Here is a 20476-nt window from a genome sequence, read left to right as displayed (position 1 = left end):
ATACGAGAAACTGTTCTGAAAGAGGGGACTCGCATGAACTCCAATGACCGTAATTTCCAAGCCTATTTAGATGAGATGAATATCATTACGATCCTTCTCCCACTTAGCTATCATCATGGATCGTCTTCCACTTTCTCAATTTCAGATGAATCACAAAAAGTTACAACCTTGCAAATTATTAAAAAACAACAAATCGAAAATAATAATAAATATATTTGTCGGCTTGGAGAGGAAATTTCATTTGGTCATCCTTATTGGATTATCGATGAGCATGGCGGAAAAACCGATTTGCAAATAGGTGCTGTCATTCGAACAGAGTCATTTGATGAACGATTTTTCTATGATGGGAATGACCTAGGTGTAAGTTTTATGGAAAATCAAACACAATTTAAATTATGGTCACCCACAGCTGCTCAGGTAAAATTAAAATTAAGAAAGCCTAACAGCACTTTCTCCGAAATTATTAAGATGAGACGCGAAGAAAAAGGGGTATGGTCAGTACTTGTTCATTCAGATTTAGAACTTTTTCAATATACTTTCTTAGTCCAAGTAAATCAGGAATGGCGTGAATCTGTTGATCCATACGCTGTTGCTGTCACAGCAAATGGTGAGCTTGGGGTAGTTGTGAAATTAGAGAAGACCCGCAGACAGAAACCTTTCTTACCTCCTTTTGAAAATCCAGTAGATGCAATTATCTATGAAACACACATCAGGGATTTCACCATCCACCCTGACAGTGGTGTCAAACATAAAGGACTCTATTTAGGTGCTGGTGAGTTAAATACAAAAGGGAAAGATGGTGAACCTACGGGACTGTCTTATGTAAAGGATTTAGGAATCACTCATATTGAATTCCTGCCTTTCAATGATTTTGCAGGAGTAGATGAAACTGAGCCTAATAAAGATTATAACTGGGGGTATAACCCTCTTCACTTTAATGTCCCAGAGGGCTCCTATTCGTCCAATCCTTTGGACCCTTATGCACGAATCATTGAACTTAAACAATTAATTGATAACATCCATAGTCAAGGAATAAGAGTTATTATGGATGTGGTTTACAACCATGTATATATTCGGGAAACCTCTTCCTTTGAAAAAGTAGTGCCAGGTTATTACTTTCGACATAATGAACTTGGTTTTCCATCGAATGGAACAGGAGTTGGAAATGATATTGCCTCAGAGCGGAAAATGGTGAGAAAGTTCATACTGGACTCCATCCGCTTTTGGATGGAAGAATATCATATTGATGGGTTTCGCTTTGACTTAATGGGGATTTTGGATATTGATACAATGAAGGAAGTTAGAAAGACCTGTGACAGCATTCAAGAGAAAACCCTCATTATTGGAGAAGGGTGGAACCTGAATACGCCGCTTGCAATGGACAAAAAGGCAATCATTCGGAATCAATCGAAGCTTCCTGACATAGCCCAATTTAATGATAAGTTTCGCGATACGATAAAAGGGAATACTTTTTACTTGTATGATAAAGGGTATGTTCTTGGAAACGAGCATTACTATGTGGAGGCAAAAGAGGTCATTACTGGGAGCGTAGGAATAGATAAAGAAGGAAGCGGGCTTTTATCAAATCCTTCACAATCTGTGAACTATGTTGAATGTCATGATAATCATACTTTGTGGGATAAACTACTTTCCTGTCTACCCGATATGGATGAATTACTCCATATAAAATATCATAGGCTTGCAACAGGACTTATCATACTATCTCAGGGCATTCCTTTTCTTCACAGTGGTCAGGAGTTCTTTCGTACCAAGCGAGGAGATGGGAACAGTTACAAATCTCCGGATCATATCAACCGGCTTGATTGGAATCGAAAGCAGCTTTACTCAGACAATGTAAACTATATTAAAGGTTTAATTCAAATAAGAAAACAGTTTCCATGCTTCCGACTAAAAACGGGGGATGCGATACGGAATTATATTCAGAATTTACCGCTGCCAATTCCACTCATCGGATATAGCATTCAAAATGAAAATCATGATATCCGCGAAGTACTTTTACTGATTAATCCTACAAGGAGTAAACAATCTATCCAGATCCCTGATGGCAAATGGAGTGTTCTCGTCGATGATGAAAAAGTGGAAATTTCCTCCAAACAACTTGTTTTAGGAAAAGAAATGGTGCTGGAACCGGTTTGTTTAACCATTTTAGCAAAAAAATAGTTTATTCAGTTGTACTTGACGACCTAAGCTAATTGGAGATAAAATTTATAAGATGGCTATTGTGTGTAATTGTCCAATAGCTTTTTTTATTTTTCTAAAATAGATTTTTAGAATTTTTCTTATATAACGACTAAATGGGAGTTACTATACCCATTTGAGAACGGCATACATTGAAGGTGAACAATTTTGGAACATATATTAGGACAAGAATGGGAGATTGTCCCTGCGGGGGGCGCAACGGGAGAGGCCTTTTATGCTAGCTATAAGGACCAAAGGCTTTTTCTAAAACGCAATTCCTCTCCTTTTCTAGCAGTACTATCTGCAGAAGGAATCGTCCCAAAGCTTGTTTGGACAAAACGATTGGAAAACGGAGATGTGATTACAGCACAGCAATGGCTTCCTGGGCGTGAATTAAAGCCTCATGACATGAATCATGAAAATGTTGCGAGGATGCTTAGGAAGATTCACCGCTCTGAACCGATGGTAGGGATGCTAAGCAGGCTTGAAAAGCAGCCACTAAAGCCAGAAGCGATATTTCAATCAGTTGTCGTGGATTTGGACGAAGAAGTGCTATCGTTACCTGTTGTAATAGAAACACTGAGTTTTCTATTACAACAGGTAGAAAATGTCTTCTGTGACGAAAAAGTAGTTTGTCATGGAGATGTCAACCACAACAACTGGCTTCTAACAGAAGACAACCAGTTGTATTTAATTGACTGGGATGGTGCAATGATCGCAGACCCTGCGATTGACCTCGGTATGCTGCTTTATTGTTATATACCTGTAGATAATTGGACTAGCTGGTTAGCCATGTACGGTAAACCGTTAACAGAAAACCTGAAACTCAGAATGAAATGGTATGTGGCACTTCAAACTCTCTATTCCATTCAATTTTACAAAAACAAAGGGCGGCTAGAGGAAATGGATAAATGGATCAATTTTTTAAATGACCTTTTGTAATCAGGAGTAGGTATCAATATTTGAGACCCATTGCGATAAGTTATCCTGATTAGAAAGAATATGATCATCTAGGTCTGCACTCTCGGCACCATGCTGACTGTAATTATATACCTCCTGTAAGATGCTTTTTACATTTTGATCAATATGTGTGTTAACCATCAGAGATTTTACTAATCGTTCCAATTGTTCACATTCAGAAACAGACCCACAGCAATCGGTTTGATGATTATTTAATATATCCTTTAGTAATGAAACTTGGTCCTGATGACTTAATGGCATGTTTGGTACACCCTTTCAAGTGAAAATAAAAAAGAATTCACAGTTAGGTTGTGAATTCTTTTTTTGTTTATGCATTAATGAGAAACCCCATTATTACCAATAATAAAAACAATATAAGATTTAGGAGTGGCAAAATGAGACTTAGAAATAAACCTTGGGCAAGAGAATATATAGAGGCATATCCTCAATATATTGTCGCTAACCCAGAGGAGTTTAAGGGAAAGTGGAACAAAGTATTTAATAATGAACAACCTCTTCATATCGAAGTAGGAACTGGAAAAGGCCGGTTTATTACTGAAATGGCTAAGGCCCATCCTGATATCAACTATATGGGAATAGAAATTTATGATTCCGTTATCGTTGCAGCTTTAGATCGATTAATCGAAGCAGATTTACCAAATCTAAGGCTTCTGAATGTAAACGCCAGTGATTTAAATAAATATTTTGAAAAAAATGATGTTGACAGAGTCTATTTGAATTTTTCAGACCCATGGCCCAAAACTCGTCATGATAAAAGAAGGTTAACCTATAAGGATTTCTTGAAGCTTTACGAAAACATTTTAGTTGATAAAGGGGAAATTCATTTTAAAACTGATAATCAAGGCTTGTTTGAATACTCTTTAAAGAGTTTTTCTGAATATGGTTTATTATTAACCTTCCTCAGCCTTGACCTTCATAAGAGTGAATTTGAAGGAAATATCATGACTGAATATGAAGAAAAATTCTCTGAAATGGGAAACCGTATCTACCGTTGCGAAGTAAAGTATCAGAACTAATCTTAGGACAGTCTAATTAAAGACTGTCCTTTTTGTATATGGTAAAATATATATATTAGGTCAAAGGGGGAAAGAAATGGAGACTTTAAAAATTGGCAGAGTTGTGCTTACTTGGTTAGCCGGTGGTGTGACAAACTTAGATGGCGGTGCAATGTTTGGTGTCGTTCCCAAAGCATTATGGTCAAAAAGGTATCACCCTAATGAAAATAACTTAATTGAACTTCCTACAGATCCAATCTTAATCCAAATGGATGGAAAAAATATCTTACTGGAAGCTGGACTTGGAAAAGGAAAACTATCGGAAAAACAGCTTAGAAATTTTGGAGTTACAGCAGAATCAGATGTGGATGGCTCTTTAAAAATGTTAGGGTTAAATCCAAAGGATATTGATTTTGTTTTAATGACTCATATGCATAATGATCATGTTGGCGGGCTAACGAAGCTGGAAGATGGACTTTATAAATCCACATTTCCGAATGCCAAGATTATCACTTCAAGCATTGAATGGGATGAAATGAGAAATCCGAATATCCGCTCAAAAAGTACATATTGGAAGGAAAATTGGGAGGCAATTCAATCACAGGTTATTACCTTTGATGAAAAGTGGAGTTTAGGAGCCATTAGTATGTATCATACTGGCGGTCACAGTAATGGACATTCTATCATGCTTATCGAGGATAAGGGTGAAATGGCTATCCATATGGCGGACATAATGCCTACACATGCTCATAAAAATCCACTATGGGTCATGGCCTACGACGATTATCCAATGGATTCAATTGCCGCCAAAGAGAAATGGGGCGCATATGCGATGGATAAAGATGTATGGTTTACTTTTTACCATGATGCTTATTATCGTGCAGTCAAATGGGGACCAGATGGGCAAATTCAAGACAGTATAAAGAGGGTAAAATAAGGTCACGATATAAAAAATAGCCGTACCTTTATGGATACGGCTTCTGTCATTATAGGGCTAAGTCTGTCGAGGCTTTTACGTCTAGGAGGGTGCCGGTCGATGCGTCCGCAATAAATTCGAACTGTTCATTTACCCCATTCCGACTTTTTGAGATTCCGCCCTTATAAACCTGATACTTGATTTGATGCTTCTCAAAAGGCTCGGTTACCATATGTATCCAAGAGCCGCTAATCGGTCCATTTTGGTTAAATTGCTTTTTCACATTCTCCAAAACCTTTTCAGGTGAAACATATGTTTTTTGTGAAATGATTTCCTTAACTGCATAGCCGCTGATTACTCCAACAGCAGCGCCGAGGATAAACGATTTCCAGTTCATAAGGCACCTCCAAAATTTTCAATATTGCTCTTGTTTCCAGTATATCTCATTTAATATGCAGAACATAATAAATCCTTCTGACAAATTAATTGTGGGTAAGAGAGCCAGAATTTTAGTAAGATAAAAACATACATATAGATTTTTAACACATTTAAGGGGGAATTTTACTTTGAACGAACAAACATTAAATCTGTTCAGAACCTTAACAGAACTTCCAGGAGCACCTGGAAATGAACATTTAGTTAGAAATTTTATGAGAGAGCAGTTAACTCAATATGCAGATGAAATTGTCCAAGATAAATTAGGCAGTATTTTTGGAGTTAAAAAAGGGAATCCCAATGGTCCAACAATCATGGTAGCAGGGCACATGGATGAAGTTGGTTTTATGGTAACGGCCATTACCGATAATGGGATGCTAAGGTTCCAACCGCTTGGCGGCTGGTGGAGTCAGGTTTTATTAGCTCAGCGTGTTCAGGTGATGACGAATAATGGACCTGTTATTGGTGTCGTTGGCTCCATTCCTCCGCACCTATTAGCTGAAGCACAGCGCAATAAACCAATGGAAATGAAAAATATGTTAATTGATATTGGCGCTGACGATCTAGAGGATGCAGAAAGAATTGGAATTAGGCCAGGTCAGGCAATTCTGCCTATTTGTCCATTTACCCATATGGCTAACGAAAAGAAAATACTTGCTAAAGCTTGGGATAATCGTTATGGCTGTGGACTCGCAATAGAATTGCTTCAAGAAGTAAAAAATGAAACCTTACCGAACATTCTTTATTCTGGAGCAACTGTTCAAGAGGAAGTAGGTCTTCGCGGGGCACAAACAGCTGCCAATATGATTAATCCAGATATCTTCTTTGCATTAGATGCGAGTCCAGCAAACGATATGTCAGGAAGTAAATCAGAATTTGGTCAATTAGGCAAGGGAGCGCTGCTTCGTATTCTTGACAGATCCATGGTGACGCATCGAGGAATGAGAGAGTTCATTCTAGATACAGCAGAGACAAACAAAATCCCTTATCAATACTTTGTTTCACAGGGTGGCACCGACGCTGGGCGTGTGCATCAATCCAACGAAGGAGTTCCTAGCGGTGTAATTGGTATTTGTTCACGTTACATTCATACACATGCCTCCATGATCCATATCGATGACTATGCTGCAGCAAAAGAACTAATCGTAAAACTTGTAAAGGCTTGTGACCAAACAACTGTAGATACCATTAAGGCGAACAGTTAAATGAACAAATGAGGAGGCACATTCAGATGCCTTCTTTTTATATGGTAAAGGAGAGGGAGTTAATGAAAATAATTATTGGTTCCAATAACCCAGCTAAGGTGGCAGCAGTTAAAAATGCTTTTCACTATCAACAAACGGAGTTTCTTTCGTTAGACATTCCTTCTGGTGTAAGAGATCAGCCATTTTCCGATGATGAGACAATTAAAGGGGCCATCAACCGTGCTGTTGGCGCGTTAGAAAAGGGAAATGGTGATATTGGGATTGGGCTTGAGGGAGGTGTTCAAGAGTCTGCTCATGGTTTATTACTTTGTAATTGGGGGGCACTAGCCTCAAAAGATAAGCTGCCGATTATTGCTGGGGGGGCGAGATTTCTCCTGCCTGAAGAGATTGCAGAGAGATTAAGAGCAGGAGCAGAACTTGGACCAGTAATGGATGACTATGCGAAGAAGGAAAATGTCCGCAAGAACGAAGGAGCTGTTGGAATCTTTACGAATGGATTAATTAATCGTTCAGAGATGTTTTCGCATATCATAAATCTCTTGGTTGGACAGTTTCACTATCAAAAAGCCTCTAAGAATTAACATTTGCACGAAATACAGAAAATACCTCCTATTTCGACAACAATAATCGACAAAAGACTTGTCTTTTGAATATTATGGAAGGTATGATAGAGATAGGACAATTGTCGTATAGGAGGCGAAGAAAACTGAAATTCTTTAATACCATTTTGATTATAATCTTATCTGTTTTCTTACTGAGTGCATGTGGAAAATCAAATTTCAATTCAGAAAGTAAAGAAAGTATTGAAGTAGTAAAAGAAGCACTAAATGAAAAGGCAAAAGAAACAAATAAAAAAAGTGGAGATATTAACTTTTATTTGCCCTTTGGTTATGAAATTGAAGATGAATCTCCAAATAATATTCTTTTGAAAAATGGATCAAAACAATATATTCTTTTTATTAATCCTCAAGAAAATAAAGTAAGTGATGTTGTATATAAATCAACAGTAGCACAAAATAAAGACATAGAGATAAATGAACAATTCAAGAAAAGTAACCAATTTGGATATTTAATCATAAAGAAACTTGAAGAAGATATGAATGAAATGACGATTGGTATTGGCGGAACAAAGATTACTACTTTGATTAAAACGAGCAGCTTAAAAAATGAAGCGGCAGTAATGACGCAAATTGTTAAATCGGTAGAAAGTGTAAATTAATTGGAGGCGATGACGGTGAAAAATTTAGAATCGATGGAGCAGTTTGAACAACTCCGTGATGGAGGGAAAACGATGTTAATGTTCTCTGCTAACTGGTGTCCTGATTGTCGAATTATTGAACCAATTCTCCCGGAAATAGAGACGAAGTATAGTGAATTTACTTTTATCCATGTTGATCGAGATCAGTTTATTGAATTATGCCAACAATTAGATGTATACGGAATTCCAAGTTTTATCGCATTTGAAAAGGGTAAAGAGCTTGGTCGTTTTGTAAGTAAAGATAGGAAAAGCCAAGAGGAAATAGAAGGATTTATTAACGGACTAAAATAATTCACTTAAAATCCTCCATCTTTTGAGATGGGGGATTTTTAATGTACAATGGGTGGGTAGGCTGGAGGGATTAAAATGAAAATGGATAGTATAAAAATGAAAAAAGAATTAGAATCACGCTTAAGCGCGGAAGGTCGGCTAATCACATATGATCGAGAAAAGGATCAGCTGCGAATCGAAAATAAAGCACTTGGAAAAGGAATAACCATCTCGCTGGGTGGTATTGTTGCTAAGTGGCATTCAGAGAAAGATAAGGCAATTGATGAAGTGGTTTATTATGTGGATGAGGGACTAAGGGCCATGACAGACACAGTCCAGTTAACAGACCATGAGAAAAAGATTTTTCCAGTTATACGCTCAACGTCTTTCCCTATTGAAGCGGAGGAAGGGGTTCCATTCTTAACAGAGGAGCACACCGCTGAAACAAAAATATATTATGCTTATGATATGGGGACAACTTACCGATTAATTGATTCACGAATCATGGAAAAAGAGGGATGGCAGGCAAGCCGGATTAAAGAAATCGCCTTATTTAATGTCAGGTCTTTAAAGACTTCATTGAAAGAGGATCAAGTGGCAGGGAATACTTTTTATTTTCTTAATTCAAACGATGGATATGACGCAAGCAGGATATTAAATAAAGGCTTTTTAAATGATATGAAGAGAAAAATAACAGGGACAATGGTCCTTGCTGTTCCGCATCAGGATGTCTTAATTATCGCTGATATTCAAAACAATACAGGGTATGATGTTTTAGCACAAATGGCAATGAGTTTCTTTGCAAGTGGACGTGTACCCATAACGGCGTTGTCCTTTTTGTATGAGGATGGAGAACTAGAACCAATATTTATCTTAGGAAAGACAGGCAATAAAGACGAAAGAGGATCACGGTAAGTGGTCTTTTTTGCTTATTCTAAGATTTTATGTCGAAAAAATAATAATACCTGTTAAAATAGAGTGATAGAAAAGTAGAAAGAGTGATAGTTTTGAGCTGGATCCAAAACTTTTTTCAAAGGTTTATAAAGGACAATCAAGATGAATATGCTGAATATGACATACATAACAAGCAGCCGGTGCGGTCATTTCCTCATAGGATAGTAGAAGGGGGGCAGCATTTAGATACAAAAATATCTTATCAGTATCCTAAAGGGCAGCTTCACTTCAAATTGAAGGCAGAAGTTCCAATGGTGAGAACTGAACATGCAACCCGGCAAAAGAGGGTAGAACCAAGGACTGTAAAAAGAAGTACTGAAAACAGAAATACTGAAAGAAGTGGTTCAGAATCAAAGAACATGGCTGATACGAAGAAGCCGCCTGAAGCTAAGACTAGTACACCACCAATTAAGAAAAAACCGTTTCAGTTAACAGAAATTCCATCACCGATTTTTGGGTTTACTAGACCGAATGCAGTCTCTGATAAAGTGGTGGAACATGAGTTAAGTCATTTTTTTGCAGATGAATTCGATGAACAGCTTGATTCTAGTATACCTGTATTGGAGAATGAGTCACTTCCGGAGATTGAAATGGCTGCTGCTGAAACAGCTGTTGCGATATCTGAGGCAGCAGAGATAATTGAAATAGTTGAGACAATTGAAGAAGTTCCAGTTATTGAAACGAAGTTGGAGGAAAAGACCCCAGAAGCTGCTGAGGCGCACACTCCAAAACGATCCCCGCTTCCTTTCAATGTCATGATGCTGAAACAGGATAAGTTAAAATGGGAAGAAAGCAAAAGGAGAAAAACATTGCCTGCTGAGAAATTACAGCCGGAAAAGGTAATGGAAGAAACTCCTGAAGCAGAGGAACACTCCAATGATGTGGAAGCTGTTAAAGCAGGACCTTCAAATGTTGTAGAAATCTTCTCAGTGGAACCGTCAAATGATATTGAAACCGTCAAAGTAGAACCTAAAAACGAAAGGCTGATAGAGGACCCGCCAATACATTTAGATTCGAATATTTATGAATTTCCTAAAATGAACTTGTTAAAACCGCCTGTGATCGTAAAAGATGATACAGAATGGTTATTATACCAAGAAGAACTTTTAAACCAAACGCTGCAAAATTTTAATGTCGGTGCAAGTGTTGTGAATGTAACCCAAGGACCAGCGGTTACTCGTTTCGAAGTTCAACCGGAGCCCGGGGTAAAAGTAAACAAGATTACAAATCTGAGTGATGATATAAAGTTAAGTCTTGCCGCCAGGGATATTCGGATTGAAGCACCGATTCCAGGTAAACATACCATAGGTATTGAGGTGCCAAACCAAAAATCACGACCTGTGTTTATAAATGAAATCATTCAAAGTCCAGTCTTTCGAGAGTCTGAATCCCCATTGACAGCTATACTAGGACTAGATATTTCCGGCAAGCCGATTGTTACCGATCTAAAGAAAATGCCCCATGGGTTAATTGCTGGAGCAACTGGTTCTGGAAAGAGTGTTTGTATTAATACCATCCTAGTAAGCTTATTGTTTAAAGCTAGTCCAGAAGATTTAAAGCTATTACTGATTGATCCTAAAATGGTAGAGCTTGCTCCGTATAACCGAATTCCGCATTTAGTTAGTCCAGTCATAACGGATGTAAAGGCAGCAACTGCATCCTTGAAATGGGCTGTCGATGAAATGGAAAGACGTTATGAGCTATTTGCCCATACTGGAGTTCGCGATATCAATCGATTTAATGAGCTTGCCATAAAGCATAAACAATATAGTGATAAACTTCCGTTTATTGTGATTATCATTGATGAATTAGCTGATTTAATGATGATGTCACCCGCGGATGTGGAAGAAGCGATTTGCAGGATTGCTCAAAAAGCACGAGCTTGTGGAATTCATTTAATTGTTGCGACGCAAAGACCATCAGTGGATGTTATTACTGGATTAATTAAAGCCAACATCCCAACGCGGATTGCCTTTTCTGTTTCATCACAAGTGGATTCGCGAACGATTATTGATATTAGCGGGGCTGAGAAATTACTTGGCAGGGGCGATATGCTCTTTTTAGAAAATGGCTCATCAAAGCCTGTTCGTCTACAAGGAACCTTTGTGTCAGATGAAGAAATTGACCTTGTGGTCGGGCACGTGAGAGAGCAGCGTGAACCTGAATACTTGTTTGTACAAGAGGAACTGTTAAAAAAGGCACAGATTACCGAAGAAGAAGATGAGCTTTTTTATGAAGCCTGTGAATTTATTATTGAACAGGGGCTTGCTTCAACCTCTAGCTTACAAAGAAGATTTAAAATCGGTTATAACCGTGCAGCAAGACTAATGGATATGCTTGAATCAAACGGTTTTATTACAAGCGCTAATGGCAGCAAGCCCCGAGAAGTATTAATAACAGAATCAGACTTGGAGTCCTTGCAGGATACTGGTACAATAAATTAATCTTAAATATTTTTGCTGTGTTAAAGTAAACTGTTGATTTTGTAACCCTGTTGATTTTTGCGGAAGGCGCGAGACTCCTGCAGGAGGACGGGACAGGGGAGACCCCGCAGGCGCTTTAGCGCCGAGGAGGCTTCCCGAACCGCCTGCGGAAAGCGAAGCGCCTGGAGCACAAATCAACAGCCCAGTTTAACACAGCCTAATAAAAAAATAATAGGTGACTTCGGTATCAAATAGTTTTTATTGATGAACAATGTTATAATACTTAAATGTGATTACATGGATTCAATTTTGTTCAATAAACAATTCAAGATAGATGTCATATACTGTTTTACAGATAGACGTTGGTTGGAGGTTCTTTATATGACTATTTACCATTTTGTAGGTATAAAGGGGTCAGGAATGAGTGCATTAGCACAAGTTCTCCATGATATGAATTTCGATGTACAGGGCTCCGATGTCGAAAAGCGCTTTTTTACTCAACTGGCCCTTGAAGAATCAGGAATAAAGATTCTCCCCTTTCAAAAGGAAAACATTAAACCGGGGATGACTATTATTGCTGGTAATGCATTTCCTGATACACATGAGGAAATTCAAGAGGCCATGAAGCTCGGACTGCCAATTGTTCGTTACCACCGATTTTTAGGCGATTTTATGGAAAATTTTATTAGTGTCGCTGTTACGGGAGCACACGGTAAAACGTCTACCACTGGATTGCTTGCCCATGTCATTAAGGGTGCAAAGCCGACTTCGTTTTTAATTGGTGACGGTACAGGTAAGGGCGAAGAAGGATCTAAATATTTTGTTTTCGAAGCATGTGAATACAGAAGACACTTTTTGTCCTATTTTCCAGATTATGCAATTATGACAAATATTGATTTCGATCACCCTGATTATTTTGCGAATATTGATGATGTTTTTTCAGCATTCCAGGAAATGGCCGTTCAAGTTAAGAAGGGGATATTTGCTTACGGGGATGATGAACAGCTTCAAAAAATTCAGGCAAAGGTGCCAGTCTTGTTCTATGGCTTTGACGAGGAAAATGACTATCAAGCCAAAAATCTTGTGAAAAGCACAAGTGGAACTACCTTTGATGTATTTATTCGTAATAACTTCTATGATACATTTTCCATCCCTACATTCGGTGAGCACAGCGTATTAAATGCACTTTCTGTCATTGGGGTGTGCCACTATGAAGAAATTGATGTTGCAATTGTAAAGGAACAACTGAACAGCTTCCAGGGTGTTAAAAGAAGATTTACAGAAAAGCGAATTGGCTCACAAATTTTGATTGACGATTATGCCCATCACCCAACAGAAATTAAAGCTACAATTGATGCGGCCAATCAAAAATATCCAGACAGGGAAATTGTAGCCGTATTTCAGCCGCATACCTTTTCAAGAACTCAAGCTTTTCTTGAGGATTTTGCAAAAAGCCTGAGACTTGCAGATAAGACGTATTTATGTGAAATTTTTGGTTCTGCAAGAGAAAACCATGGAAAACTAACGATTAATGACCTGCAAATGAAAATTGAAGGAGCAGAAATATTGTCAGAAGAAAATACTTCTCCGCTTTCGAAACATCAAAATAGTGTAATTATTTTTATGGGTGCAGGAGATATTCAAAAATTCCAGGAATCCTATGAAAACCAGCTCACCTTATAATAAAAAAAGGATGCCCTTAAACATACGGACATCCTTTTTTGAATTTATTTGAGGTTTTCAGGATTTAATCCTTCAAGTTCAGGGATCACAAAAAGACCGTCTTTACGGATTAAGACATCATCGAAATAGATTTCTCCACCGCCGTATTCCCGACGCTGAATGTTAACCATATCCCAGTGAATATTAGAATGATTACCGTTAAAGGCTTCATCATAGCATTGACCCGGAGTAAAATGGAAGCTTCCGGCGATTTTTTCATCAAATAAAATATCCTGCATTGGATTTAAGATATATGGGTTTACACCGATGGCAAACTCTCCAACATAACGTGCTCCTTCATCAGTATCAAATATTTTATTGATACGCTCTGTATCATTTGCCACGGCTTCAACTATTTTTCCATCCTTAAAGGTAAGTTTTACATTTTCAAAAGTAAATCCTTGGTAAGGGGATGGTGTATTATAAGTAATAACACCATTTACCGAATTACGAACTGGCGCGGTATATACCTCACCATCAGGAATATTTGCATGGCCGGCACACTTAATAGCTGGAATATCCTTAATGGAGAAGCTAAGGTCTGTTCCAGGACCTGTGAGACGAACTTTATCTGTACGGTTCATCAATTGTGCAAGGCTGTCCATCTCTTTATCCATCTTTCCATAATCCAAATTACAAACATCAAAATAGAAGTCCTCAAATGCCTCCGTACTCATTTTTGCTAACTGAGCCATGTTTGCAGTTGGGTAGCGAAGGACAACCCATTTTGTTTTCGGTACACGGATGTCACGATGAACCTTTTTACCAATCGTATTTCCATGAATCTTAACTTTATCGTCCGGCACATCTGCTTGCTCGTTAATGTTATCACCAGAACGAAGACCTATGTATGCATCCATTTTCCCCATTACATTTGCTTCAAAATCAGCAATCATGTTAAATTGCTCTTCCTGTGCACCAAGAAGTAAGGCACGATCTACTTGCTGATCCTTAAGAAGTACAAATGGGTATCCCCCTGCAAGATAGGCTTCCTTAACAAGTGCTGTAACAAGCTCTCGCTGCAGGCCGAAGTTTTCAATTAAAACCTTTTCACCCTTTTGCAGATCTACCGAGTAGTTAATTAAATTTTTTGCTAATTTTTCAATACGTGGATCTTTCATGTACTAGATTCCTCCAATGAAAAAAGTAATAATACAGTTATTATTGTAACCGAATTCATACAGAAAGTGATAAAAATTCAACTTAAGAGTAAAACGTATTGTAATCTCTTGCAGGAAAATGAGACAATTATCTTGAAGTAATATAGGATACCTATCTACGTTTAATACCGCGATAGATAGGTAATACATAATGGTATATATGCGGAGGTAAAGACGAATGGAGATTATATTATATTTAAGTGTCGCTTTGATAGCGGTTGCCTTTTTAGTGCTTGTGATTTACGTAGCAAAAACCCTGAAATCTCTCCAAGAAACCCTATCAAGTGTTTCAAAAACGTTAATGGGGGTAGAAAAACAGTTGGAGGGTGTCACGCAAGAAACGACAGAACTCCTGCAAAAAACAAATGCTCTTGCTGATGATATTCAGGAAAAGTCAAAGAGTTTAAATAGTGTTGTTACGGCAGTAAAAGATGTTGGGACAACAGTAAACAAATTCAATGGTACTTTAAAAGATTTAACAGATTCATTTGAAATACAAGTAGAAGAAAACAAAGAAAAAGTCTCTCAAATTGTCCAATGGACTAACGTCTTCCTTGAACTAAAAGATAAATGGAATGCTAAAAAGAAAGAAAAAGAAGAAAGCAGTGCCGAGGAGATTAAAAGAGTTAGATCTAGATAGTATTTTTAAGGCTGTGTTTAAGGTGAATAAATGGTTTTAGAACTCTGTTGATTTATGCGGAAGGCGCGAGACTCCTGCAGGAGGACGGGACAGGGGAGACCCCGCAGGCGCTTTAGCGCCGAGGAGGCTTCCCGAACCGCCTGCGGAAAGCGAAGCGCCTGGAGCATAAATCAACAGCCCAGTTTAACACAGCCATTTATAAAAGGGAGGAATCCATTATGGGTAAAGATTACGAAAGCCGAGAACTAAACCAAAACAAAAGTGAAGATTCATCAAGCAGTTTTTTGCTAGGAGCACTAATTGGCGGATTAGTAGGTGCAGCAGCTGCCATCTTCTTAGCACCCAAATCCGGCAAGGACCTTCGAAGCACGATTAACAATCAAGCAGAGACACTAAAAGAAAAAACGGTTCAACTCGTCAAAAAAACAAAACCATCAGTAGACACAGAAGAAGAACACTACATTTCAATTGGCGGGATACAAAAAACAAATCCAGAAGCTAACGTGGATGAACTGGCAATCAGAAAAAAATTAGAAGAAGCAAAAAAAGCGTTTGAAGAGGAAGAATATAAAGTAACACATTAAGAATCTTCGGATAACTAATCGAATTATTTGTATCAAAAACGGTGAAGTGATAGAATGACTTCACCGTTTATATTTTGGAGGATTGAATATGCTTAAAAAAATCGATACATTAGAACAATTTGAGGATTTATTGAAGCAAGAAGACAAATTTTTATTCTTAAAACATAGTTTAACCTGTCCAATAAGTCATGCGGCTTATCAGGAATATGAAAAATACTCAGCGTCAAATCAAAGCGTACCAGCCTATTATTTAGCCGTACAAGACTCACGCCCTTTATCTAATGAGATTGCCGAAAAATTCGAAATTAAACATGAATCTCCACAAGCTCTGCTAATTAAGAATGGTTCGGCGGTATGGAATGCCTCTCACTGGAAAATCACAAATCGTTCTTTAACCAGTGCAATTAGTGAAAACTTATAGGCAACAAATAAAAATCTCAGCATAGAATGAATTATTATATAACCTTTTACTTTAGCGCTTAAAAGCGTTTAATCATTAAAGAAAAAGGCGTGACAAAGTAATCCTTTTCAGCTATAATAAAGCCTAATTATTGAATTATTAAAAAACTTTATTAATAAGGGAGCTAGCTGACAGTTTTCAGATCTGATCTATGTGTTTGATCTGTCATGCTATGAAAGGACGGGGACAAATCATGAGCAAAAGTAATTTGGAACTATTAAGGACACGTGTTGATGATCTTAACTTAGAATTATTGAAACTAATCAATGAAAGAGCTCAACTCGTCCAAGAAATTGGAAAAGCAAAAGAAACTCAGGGGGTTTACAAATACGACCCAGTTCGAGAAAGAAAAATGCTTGATGTTATTAAAGAAAATAATGATGGTCCGTTTGATAATGCAACGATTGACCACTTATTTAAGGAAATCTTTAAGGCAGGCTTAGATTTGCAAAAAGATGACCATCAAAAAGCTCTTCTTGTTTCTAGGAAAAAGAAGCCTGAAAACACAATTGTAAATATAAAAGGTAAAACTATCGGTGATGGAAAGCAGCATTTTGTTTTTGGTCCATGTGCAGTTGAGTCTTATGAACAAGTTGCAACTGTGGCAAAAGCAATGAAAGAAAAAGGTTTAAAGCTGCTGCGTGGAGGAGCTTATAAGCCAAGAACCTCTCCTTATGACTTCCAAGGTCTAGGAGTGGAAGGATTAAAAATCTTAAAACGTGTGGCTGATGAGTATGATATGGCTGTTATTAGTGAGATTGTAAACCCTGCTGATATTGAGATGGCTATCGATTATATTGATGTTATTCAAATTGGTGCACGTAACATGCAAAACTTTGAATTATTAAAAGCTGCAGGTTCCGTAAATAAGCCTGTTCTTTTAAAACGTGGTATTGCTGCTACGATAGAAGAATTTATTAATGCTGCCGAATATATTATGGCCCAAGGAAATGGTCAAATCATCCTTTGTGAACGTGGAATTAGAACGTACGAACGAGCAACAAGAAATACCCTTGATATTTCTGCCGTACCGATTCTAAAGCAAGAAACACACTTACCAGTAATGGTGGATGTAACCCACTCAACTGGACGAAGAGATTTACTTCTTCCATGTGCAAAAGCAGCAATTGCGATTGGCGCAGATGGCGTTATGGCTGAAGTTCATCCAGATCCAGCAGTGGCACTTTCTGATGCACAACAACAAATGAACCTTGATCAGTTTAATACTTTCTATAGTGAACTGCTTGCATCCAACTTCGTTAGAGTATAAATAATATATAGAAAGGAAACCTTCTGTATGCCTTACAGAAGGTTTCTTTTTATATGAAAGCGAAAATAATGTGAAAATGAGAACAAATATCATTGCGACTTGCTTGTTCTTATCGTATGATTAAATACATATAAAAAAGTTTGTTTACTATATCACAATGACTAAATTATTGAAAATGCTGTAAAATAAAAGAAAATACGTATTGTGTTTAAGGAGAGTGTTAACGTGAATATAACAATTTATGATGTTGCCCGGGAAGCAAATGTTTCGATGGCAACCGTTTCACGTGTAGTCAATGGAAATCCAAATGTAAAGCCTGTTACTCGAAAAAAAGTTTTAGAAGTCATTGATAGACTTGGCTACCGCCCTAATGCTGTCGCAAGGGGATTGGCAAGTAAAAAGACTACGACTGTTGGGGTAGTCATTCCCGATATTTCAAATATCTTTTTTGCAGAACTGGCTCGTGGGATCGAAGATATCGCTACCATGTATAAGTACAATATTATTTTAAGCAATTCCGATCAAAACTTAGAGAAAGAATTACACTTATTAAATACAATGCTAGGAAAACAAGTGGATGGGATTGTATTTATGAGTGGAAATATTACAAAAGAACATGTGGATGAATTTGGAAAGTCACCAGTTCCGATTGTTTTAGCTGGATCGATTGAAGAATCTGAACAGATTCCTTCTGTTAACATCGATTATGAACAAGCTGTTTATGACTCAGTGAATGAATTTATTGAAAAAGGTCATAAGCATATCGCCTTTGTAATTGGACCATTACAGGAGCCAAGAAATATCCACAAAAAACTAAGGGGATATCAGCGGGCACTTGCAAATGCAGGAATAGATTTTAATGATTCACTTGTTGTAGAAGGTGATTACACCTATGACTCTGGATTAGAAGCATTCGATAAATTATTAGAGGCTCCTAATAGACCAACAGCAATACTAGTTGGCTCCGATGAAATGGCACTTGGTGTCGTTCATGGTGCCGAGGATAAAGGATATAAAATTCCTGAAGACTTCGAAGTAATCACATCAGATAATACAAGGCTTTCATTAATGGTTCGCCCCCAGCTGACTACAATCGTTCAGCCTTTATACGATATTGGAGCGGTGGCTATGCGTTTACTCACCAAATTAATGAACAAAGAAGAGGTAGAGGAACAAACCGTTGTGCTTCCACATCGCATCGAACACCGTCAATCAACGAATTAAAAAAAAGCGGGAGCGCTTTGATCATAACGCTTCCGCTTTTCTTTTTAATCTTCCATTGTGGACAGGTCACCTGTTGGTAAGTTAAGTTCCCATGCCTTTAAGACACGTCTCATAATCTTACCACTTCTTGTTTTAGGAAGCTTATCTCTGAAGTCAATTTCCCTTGGTGCTGCATGTGCAGCAAGACCTTTTTTAACAAAATTCCTGATTTCTTCCTTAAGTTCATCTGTGGCTTCATAGCCGTCTCTTAGCGCAATAAAAGCCTTAATAATTTCGCCGCGGACAGGGTCAGGTTTTCCAATTACTCCAGCTTCTGCAATAGCAGGGTGCTCAATAAGCTTACTTTCTACCTCAAATGGTCCAACACGTTCTCCAGACGTCATAATAACATCATCCACCCGTCCCTGGAACCAGAAGTATCCATCCTCATCCATATAGGCGGAATCGCCAGAAAAATACCATCCGCTAGGCATAAAGTAGGAATCATATTTTTCAGGATTATTCCAAATAGTGTACATCATGGATGGCCAGCCTCTCTTAATAGCAAGATTCCCCATGCGGTAAGGTGGAAGTTCATTTCCTTGGTCGTCAACAATCGCAGCCGCTACACCTGGAATAGGTTTGCCCATCGAACCTGGTTTAATTTCCATACATGGGTAGTTGCTAATAAGCTGTGCACCTGTTTCCGTCATCCACCAGTTATCGTGGATTCTTTTGTTAAAAACCTTCACGCCCCATTTTACTACCTCAGGGTTTAACGGCTCTCCAACACTTAGTACATGTCGCAGACTGCTTAAATTGTATTTCTTAACAATTTCATCCCCTGCGCCCATTAACATCCGGAATGCGGTCGGAGCACTATACCAAACGCTGACACCGAAGTCTTCAATCATTTTGTACCAAGTATCAGGGCTAAAACGACCACCAACAATGACGTTTGATGTTCCAGTTAACCATGGTCCGAAAATACCGTAAGATGTCCCAGTTACCCAGCCTGGGTCTGCTGTACACCAATAAACATCTTCTTCTTTCAAATCGAGTACCCATTTTGCTGTTTGATAATGTTGGATCATTGCGTTATGTACATGCAGTACCCCTTTAGGCTTGCCTGTTGAACCAGAAGTATAGTGAAGAATGAGACCATCTGTACGGTCCACCCATTCAATTCTCAACTTGTTGCTTGCATCTTCGAACTTTTTCAAAAAGTCAATATAAGGTCCTTGTTCATCAACATTTTGGCCGATAAGGAAAATATGCTTTAATGATGGCAGCTCATCGACAGGTACACGTTCTAACAGTTCGGGTGTAGTGACCAATACCTTTGCTTCACTATCTTGTAATCGATCCCTAACGGCACCCTCCATGAAGGCTTCAAATAACGGCCCGACAATCGCACCAAGCTTAATGGCACCCAATACAGTAAAATATAGTTCAGGTGAGCGAGGCATAAAAATAAAAACACGATCACCTTTTTCTACATCGCCATATGTTTTTAAAACATTTCCAGCTTGATTTGAAAGCTCTTTCATTTCTTTAAAGGTATACTTTTCATTTCTGAAATTATCGCGATAATAAAGGGCTACCTTATTTTTACGAAAAGTTTCTGCATGGCGGTCAATCGCTTCGTAAGCCATGTTAACAAGTCCTGTTTCATGCCAGGAGAATTCCTTTTCTGTCTCCTCCCAACTAAAATTCTTATACTTCTCATCATAATTTGCTAAATTATGCTCTCCTTGCATTACTGGCAGCTTTTCCACTTTCATTCCATTTCCCCCTTATG

General features: G+C 38.1%; 19 protein-coding genes and 1 pseudogene. 16 read left to right on the top strand and 4 right to left on the bottom strand.

The annotated features are described in order from the left end of the window. Positions 1–33 precede the first annotated feature (33 nt). Positions 34–2181, top strand: a complete 2148-nt coding sequence (pulA, locus tag MLOOGBEN_RS20285; protein ID WP_179160093.1) for a type I pullulanase — start codon at positions 34–36, stop codon at positions 2179–2181. A gap of 186 nt (positions 2182–2367) precedes the next feature. Next, positions 2368–3141, top strand: a complete 774-nt coding sequence (locus MLOOGBEN_RS20280; protein WP_179160092.1) for a phosphotransferase family protein — start codon at positions 2368–2370, stop codon at positions 3139–3141. On the opposite strand, the gene MLOOGBEN_RS20275 is transcribed toward MLOOGBEN_RS20280, so the two are convergent. Further along, positions 3142–3420 (bottom strand): YtzH-like family protein, encoded by a 279-nt coding sequence (locus tag MLOOGBEN_RS20275; RefSeq protein WP_179160091.1) that lies wholly within the window; start codon positions 3418–3420, stop codon positions 3142–3144. It lies immediately after the preceding gene. A 134-nt stretch (positions 3421–3554) separates the two neighbouring features. On the opposite strand from MLOOGBEN_RS20275, the gene trmB reads away from it, so the two are divergent. Together trmB and MLOOGBEN_RS20265 are read left to right on the top strand one after the other, a co-directional pair. Then, on the top strand, positions 3555–4196 hold the full coding sequence (gene trmB / locus MLOOGBEN_RS20270) for a tRNA (guanosine(46)-N7)-methyltransferase TrmB (protein ID WP_179160090.1): 642 nt from the start codon (positions 3555–3557) through the stop codon (positions 4194–4196). A gap of 76 nt (positions 4197–4272) precedes the next feature. Beyond that, positions 4273–5112, top strand: a complete 840-nt coding sequence (locus MLOOGBEN_RS20265; RefSeq protein WP_179160089.1) for a YtnP family quorum-quenching lactonase — start codon at positions 4273–4275, stop codon at positions 5110–5112. A gap of 49 nt (positions 5113–5161) precedes the next feature. Here MLOOGBEN_RS20265 and MLOOGBEN_RS20260 read toward each other — a convergent pair whose 3' ends face one another. Further along, positions 5162–5488 (bottom strand): PepSY domain-containing protein, encoded by a 327-nt coding sequence (locus MLOOGBEN_RS20260; RefSeq protein ID WP_179160088.1) that lies wholly within the window; start codon positions 5486–5488, stop codon positions 5162–5164. Between the two features lie 169 nt (positions 5489–5657). Between MLOOGBEN_RS20260 and MLOOGBEN_RS20255 the strand changes: the two genes are divergently transcribed. The 7 genes and pseudogenes from MLOOGBEN_RS20255 (at position 5658) to murC (ending at position 13319) form a co-directional block, all read left to right on the top strand. After that, positions 5658–6731, top strand: coding sequence for a M42 family metallopeptidase (locus MLOOGBEN_RS20255; RefSeq protein ID WP_179160087.1), 1074 nt, complete (start codon positions 5658–5660; stop codon positions 6729–6731). Between the two features lie 62 nt (positions 6732–6793). Then, positions 6794–7312: a DUF84 family protein gene (locus MLOOGBEN_RS20250; RefSeq protein ID WP_179160086.1), complete on the top strand. Its 519-nt coding sequence runs from the start codon at positions 6794–6796 to the stop codon at positions 7310–7312. Between the two features lie 146 nt (positions 7313–7458). After that, positions 7459–7950: a hypothetical protein gene (locus MLOOGBEN_RS20245; protein WP_256989196.1), complete on the top strand. Its 492-nt coding sequence runs from the start codon at positions 7459–7461 to the stop codon at positions 7948–7950. A 15-nt stretch (positions 7951–7965) separates the two neighbouring features. Next, positions 7966–8280 carry a thioredoxin family protein gene (locus MLOOGBEN_RS20240; RefSeq protein WP_179160085.1) on the top strand — a complete coding sequence of 105 codons (315 nt, stop codon included), beginning with the start codon at positions 7966–7968 and terminating at the stop codon, positions 8278–8280. Positions 8281–8355: 75 nt separating this feature from the next. Further along, a complete protein-coding gene (locus MLOOGBEN_RS20235; RefSeq protein ID WP_179160084.1) occupies positions 8356–9174 on the top strand; it encodes a DUF1444 domain-containing protein in 819 nt (272 codons plus the stop codon). Positions 9175–9635: 461 nt separating this feature from the next. After that, a pseudogene (locus MLOOGBEN_RS20230) lies at positions 9636–11657 on the top strand (DNA translocase FtsK); the annotation flags it as partial. 360 nt (positions 11658–12017) lie between these two features. Then, on the top strand, positions 12018–13319 hold the full coding sequence (gene murC / locus MLOOGBEN_RS20225) for a UDP-N-acetylmuramate--L-alanine ligase (RefSeq protein ID WP_179160082.1): 1302 nt from the start codon (positions 12018–12020) through the stop codon (positions 13317–13319). A 44-nt stretch (positions 13320–13363) separates the two neighbouring features. Here the strand turns inward: murC and MLOOGBEN_RS20220 are convergent, their stop codons facing one another. Next, a complete protein-coding gene (locus MLOOGBEN_RS20220; protein ID WP_179160081.1) occupies positions 13364–14479 on the bottom strand; it encodes an aminopeptidase in 1116 nt (371 codons plus the stop codon). Between the two features lie 217 nt (positions 14480–14696). On the opposite strand from MLOOGBEN_RS20220, the gene MLOOGBEN_RS20215 reads away from it, so the two are divergent. The 5 genes from MLOOGBEN_RS20215 (at position 14697) to ccpA (ending at position 18696) form a co-directional block, all read left to right on the top strand. Next, the gene (locus MLOOGBEN_RS20215; RefSeq protein ID WP_179160080.1) at positions 14697–15158 is read left to right on the top strand and encodes a DUF948 domain-containing protein; all 462 of its coding nucleotides are present in this window, start codon (positions 14697–14699) and stop codon (positions 15156–15158) included. A 218-nt stretch (positions 15159–15376) separates the two neighbouring features. Beyond that, positions 15377–15742, top strand: a complete 366-nt coding sequence (locus MLOOGBEN_RS20210) for a YtxH domain-containing protein (RefSeq protein ID WP_179160079.1) — start codon at positions 15377–15379, stop codon at positions 15740–15742. An 88-nt stretch (positions 15743–15830) separates the two neighbouring features. Next, positions 15831–16163, top strand: coding sequence for a bacillithiol system redox-active protein YtxJ (ytxJ, locus tag MLOOGBEN_RS20205; RefSeq protein WP_179160078.1), 333 nt, complete (start codon positions 15831–15833; stop codon positions 16161–16163). 232 nt (positions 16164–16395) lie between these two features. After that, a complete protein-coding gene (locus tag MLOOGBEN_RS20200) occupies positions 16396–17472 on the top strand; it encodes a bifunctional 3-deoxy-7-phosphoheptulonate synthase/chorismate mutase (RefSeq protein WP_179160077.1) in 1077 nt (358 codons plus the stop codon). Between the two features lie 225 nt (positions 17473–17697). Further along, entirely contained in the window at positions 17698–18696 is a 999-nt protein-coding gene (ccpA, locus tag MLOOGBEN_RS20195) for a catabolite control protein A (protein WP_179160076.1), read from the top strand. Positions 18697–18740: 44 nt separating this feature from the next. Here ccpA and acsA read toward each other — a convergent pair whose 3' ends face one another. After that, entirely contained in the window at positions 18741–20459 is a 1719-nt protein-coding gene (acsA, locus tag MLOOGBEN_RS20190; protein ID WP_179160075.1) for an acetate--CoA ligase, read from the bottom strand. Between the last annotated feature and the right edge of the window lie 17 nt (positions 20460–20476).

Source organism: Bacillus sp. EB106-08-02-XG196 (genome assembly GCF_013396335.1).
GTDB lineage: Bacteria > Bacillota > Bacilli > Bacillales > Cytobacillaceae > Neobacillus.
Note: the sequence above shows the minus strand (reverse complement) of the source record. Positions and strands in the feature narration are given on the sequence as shown.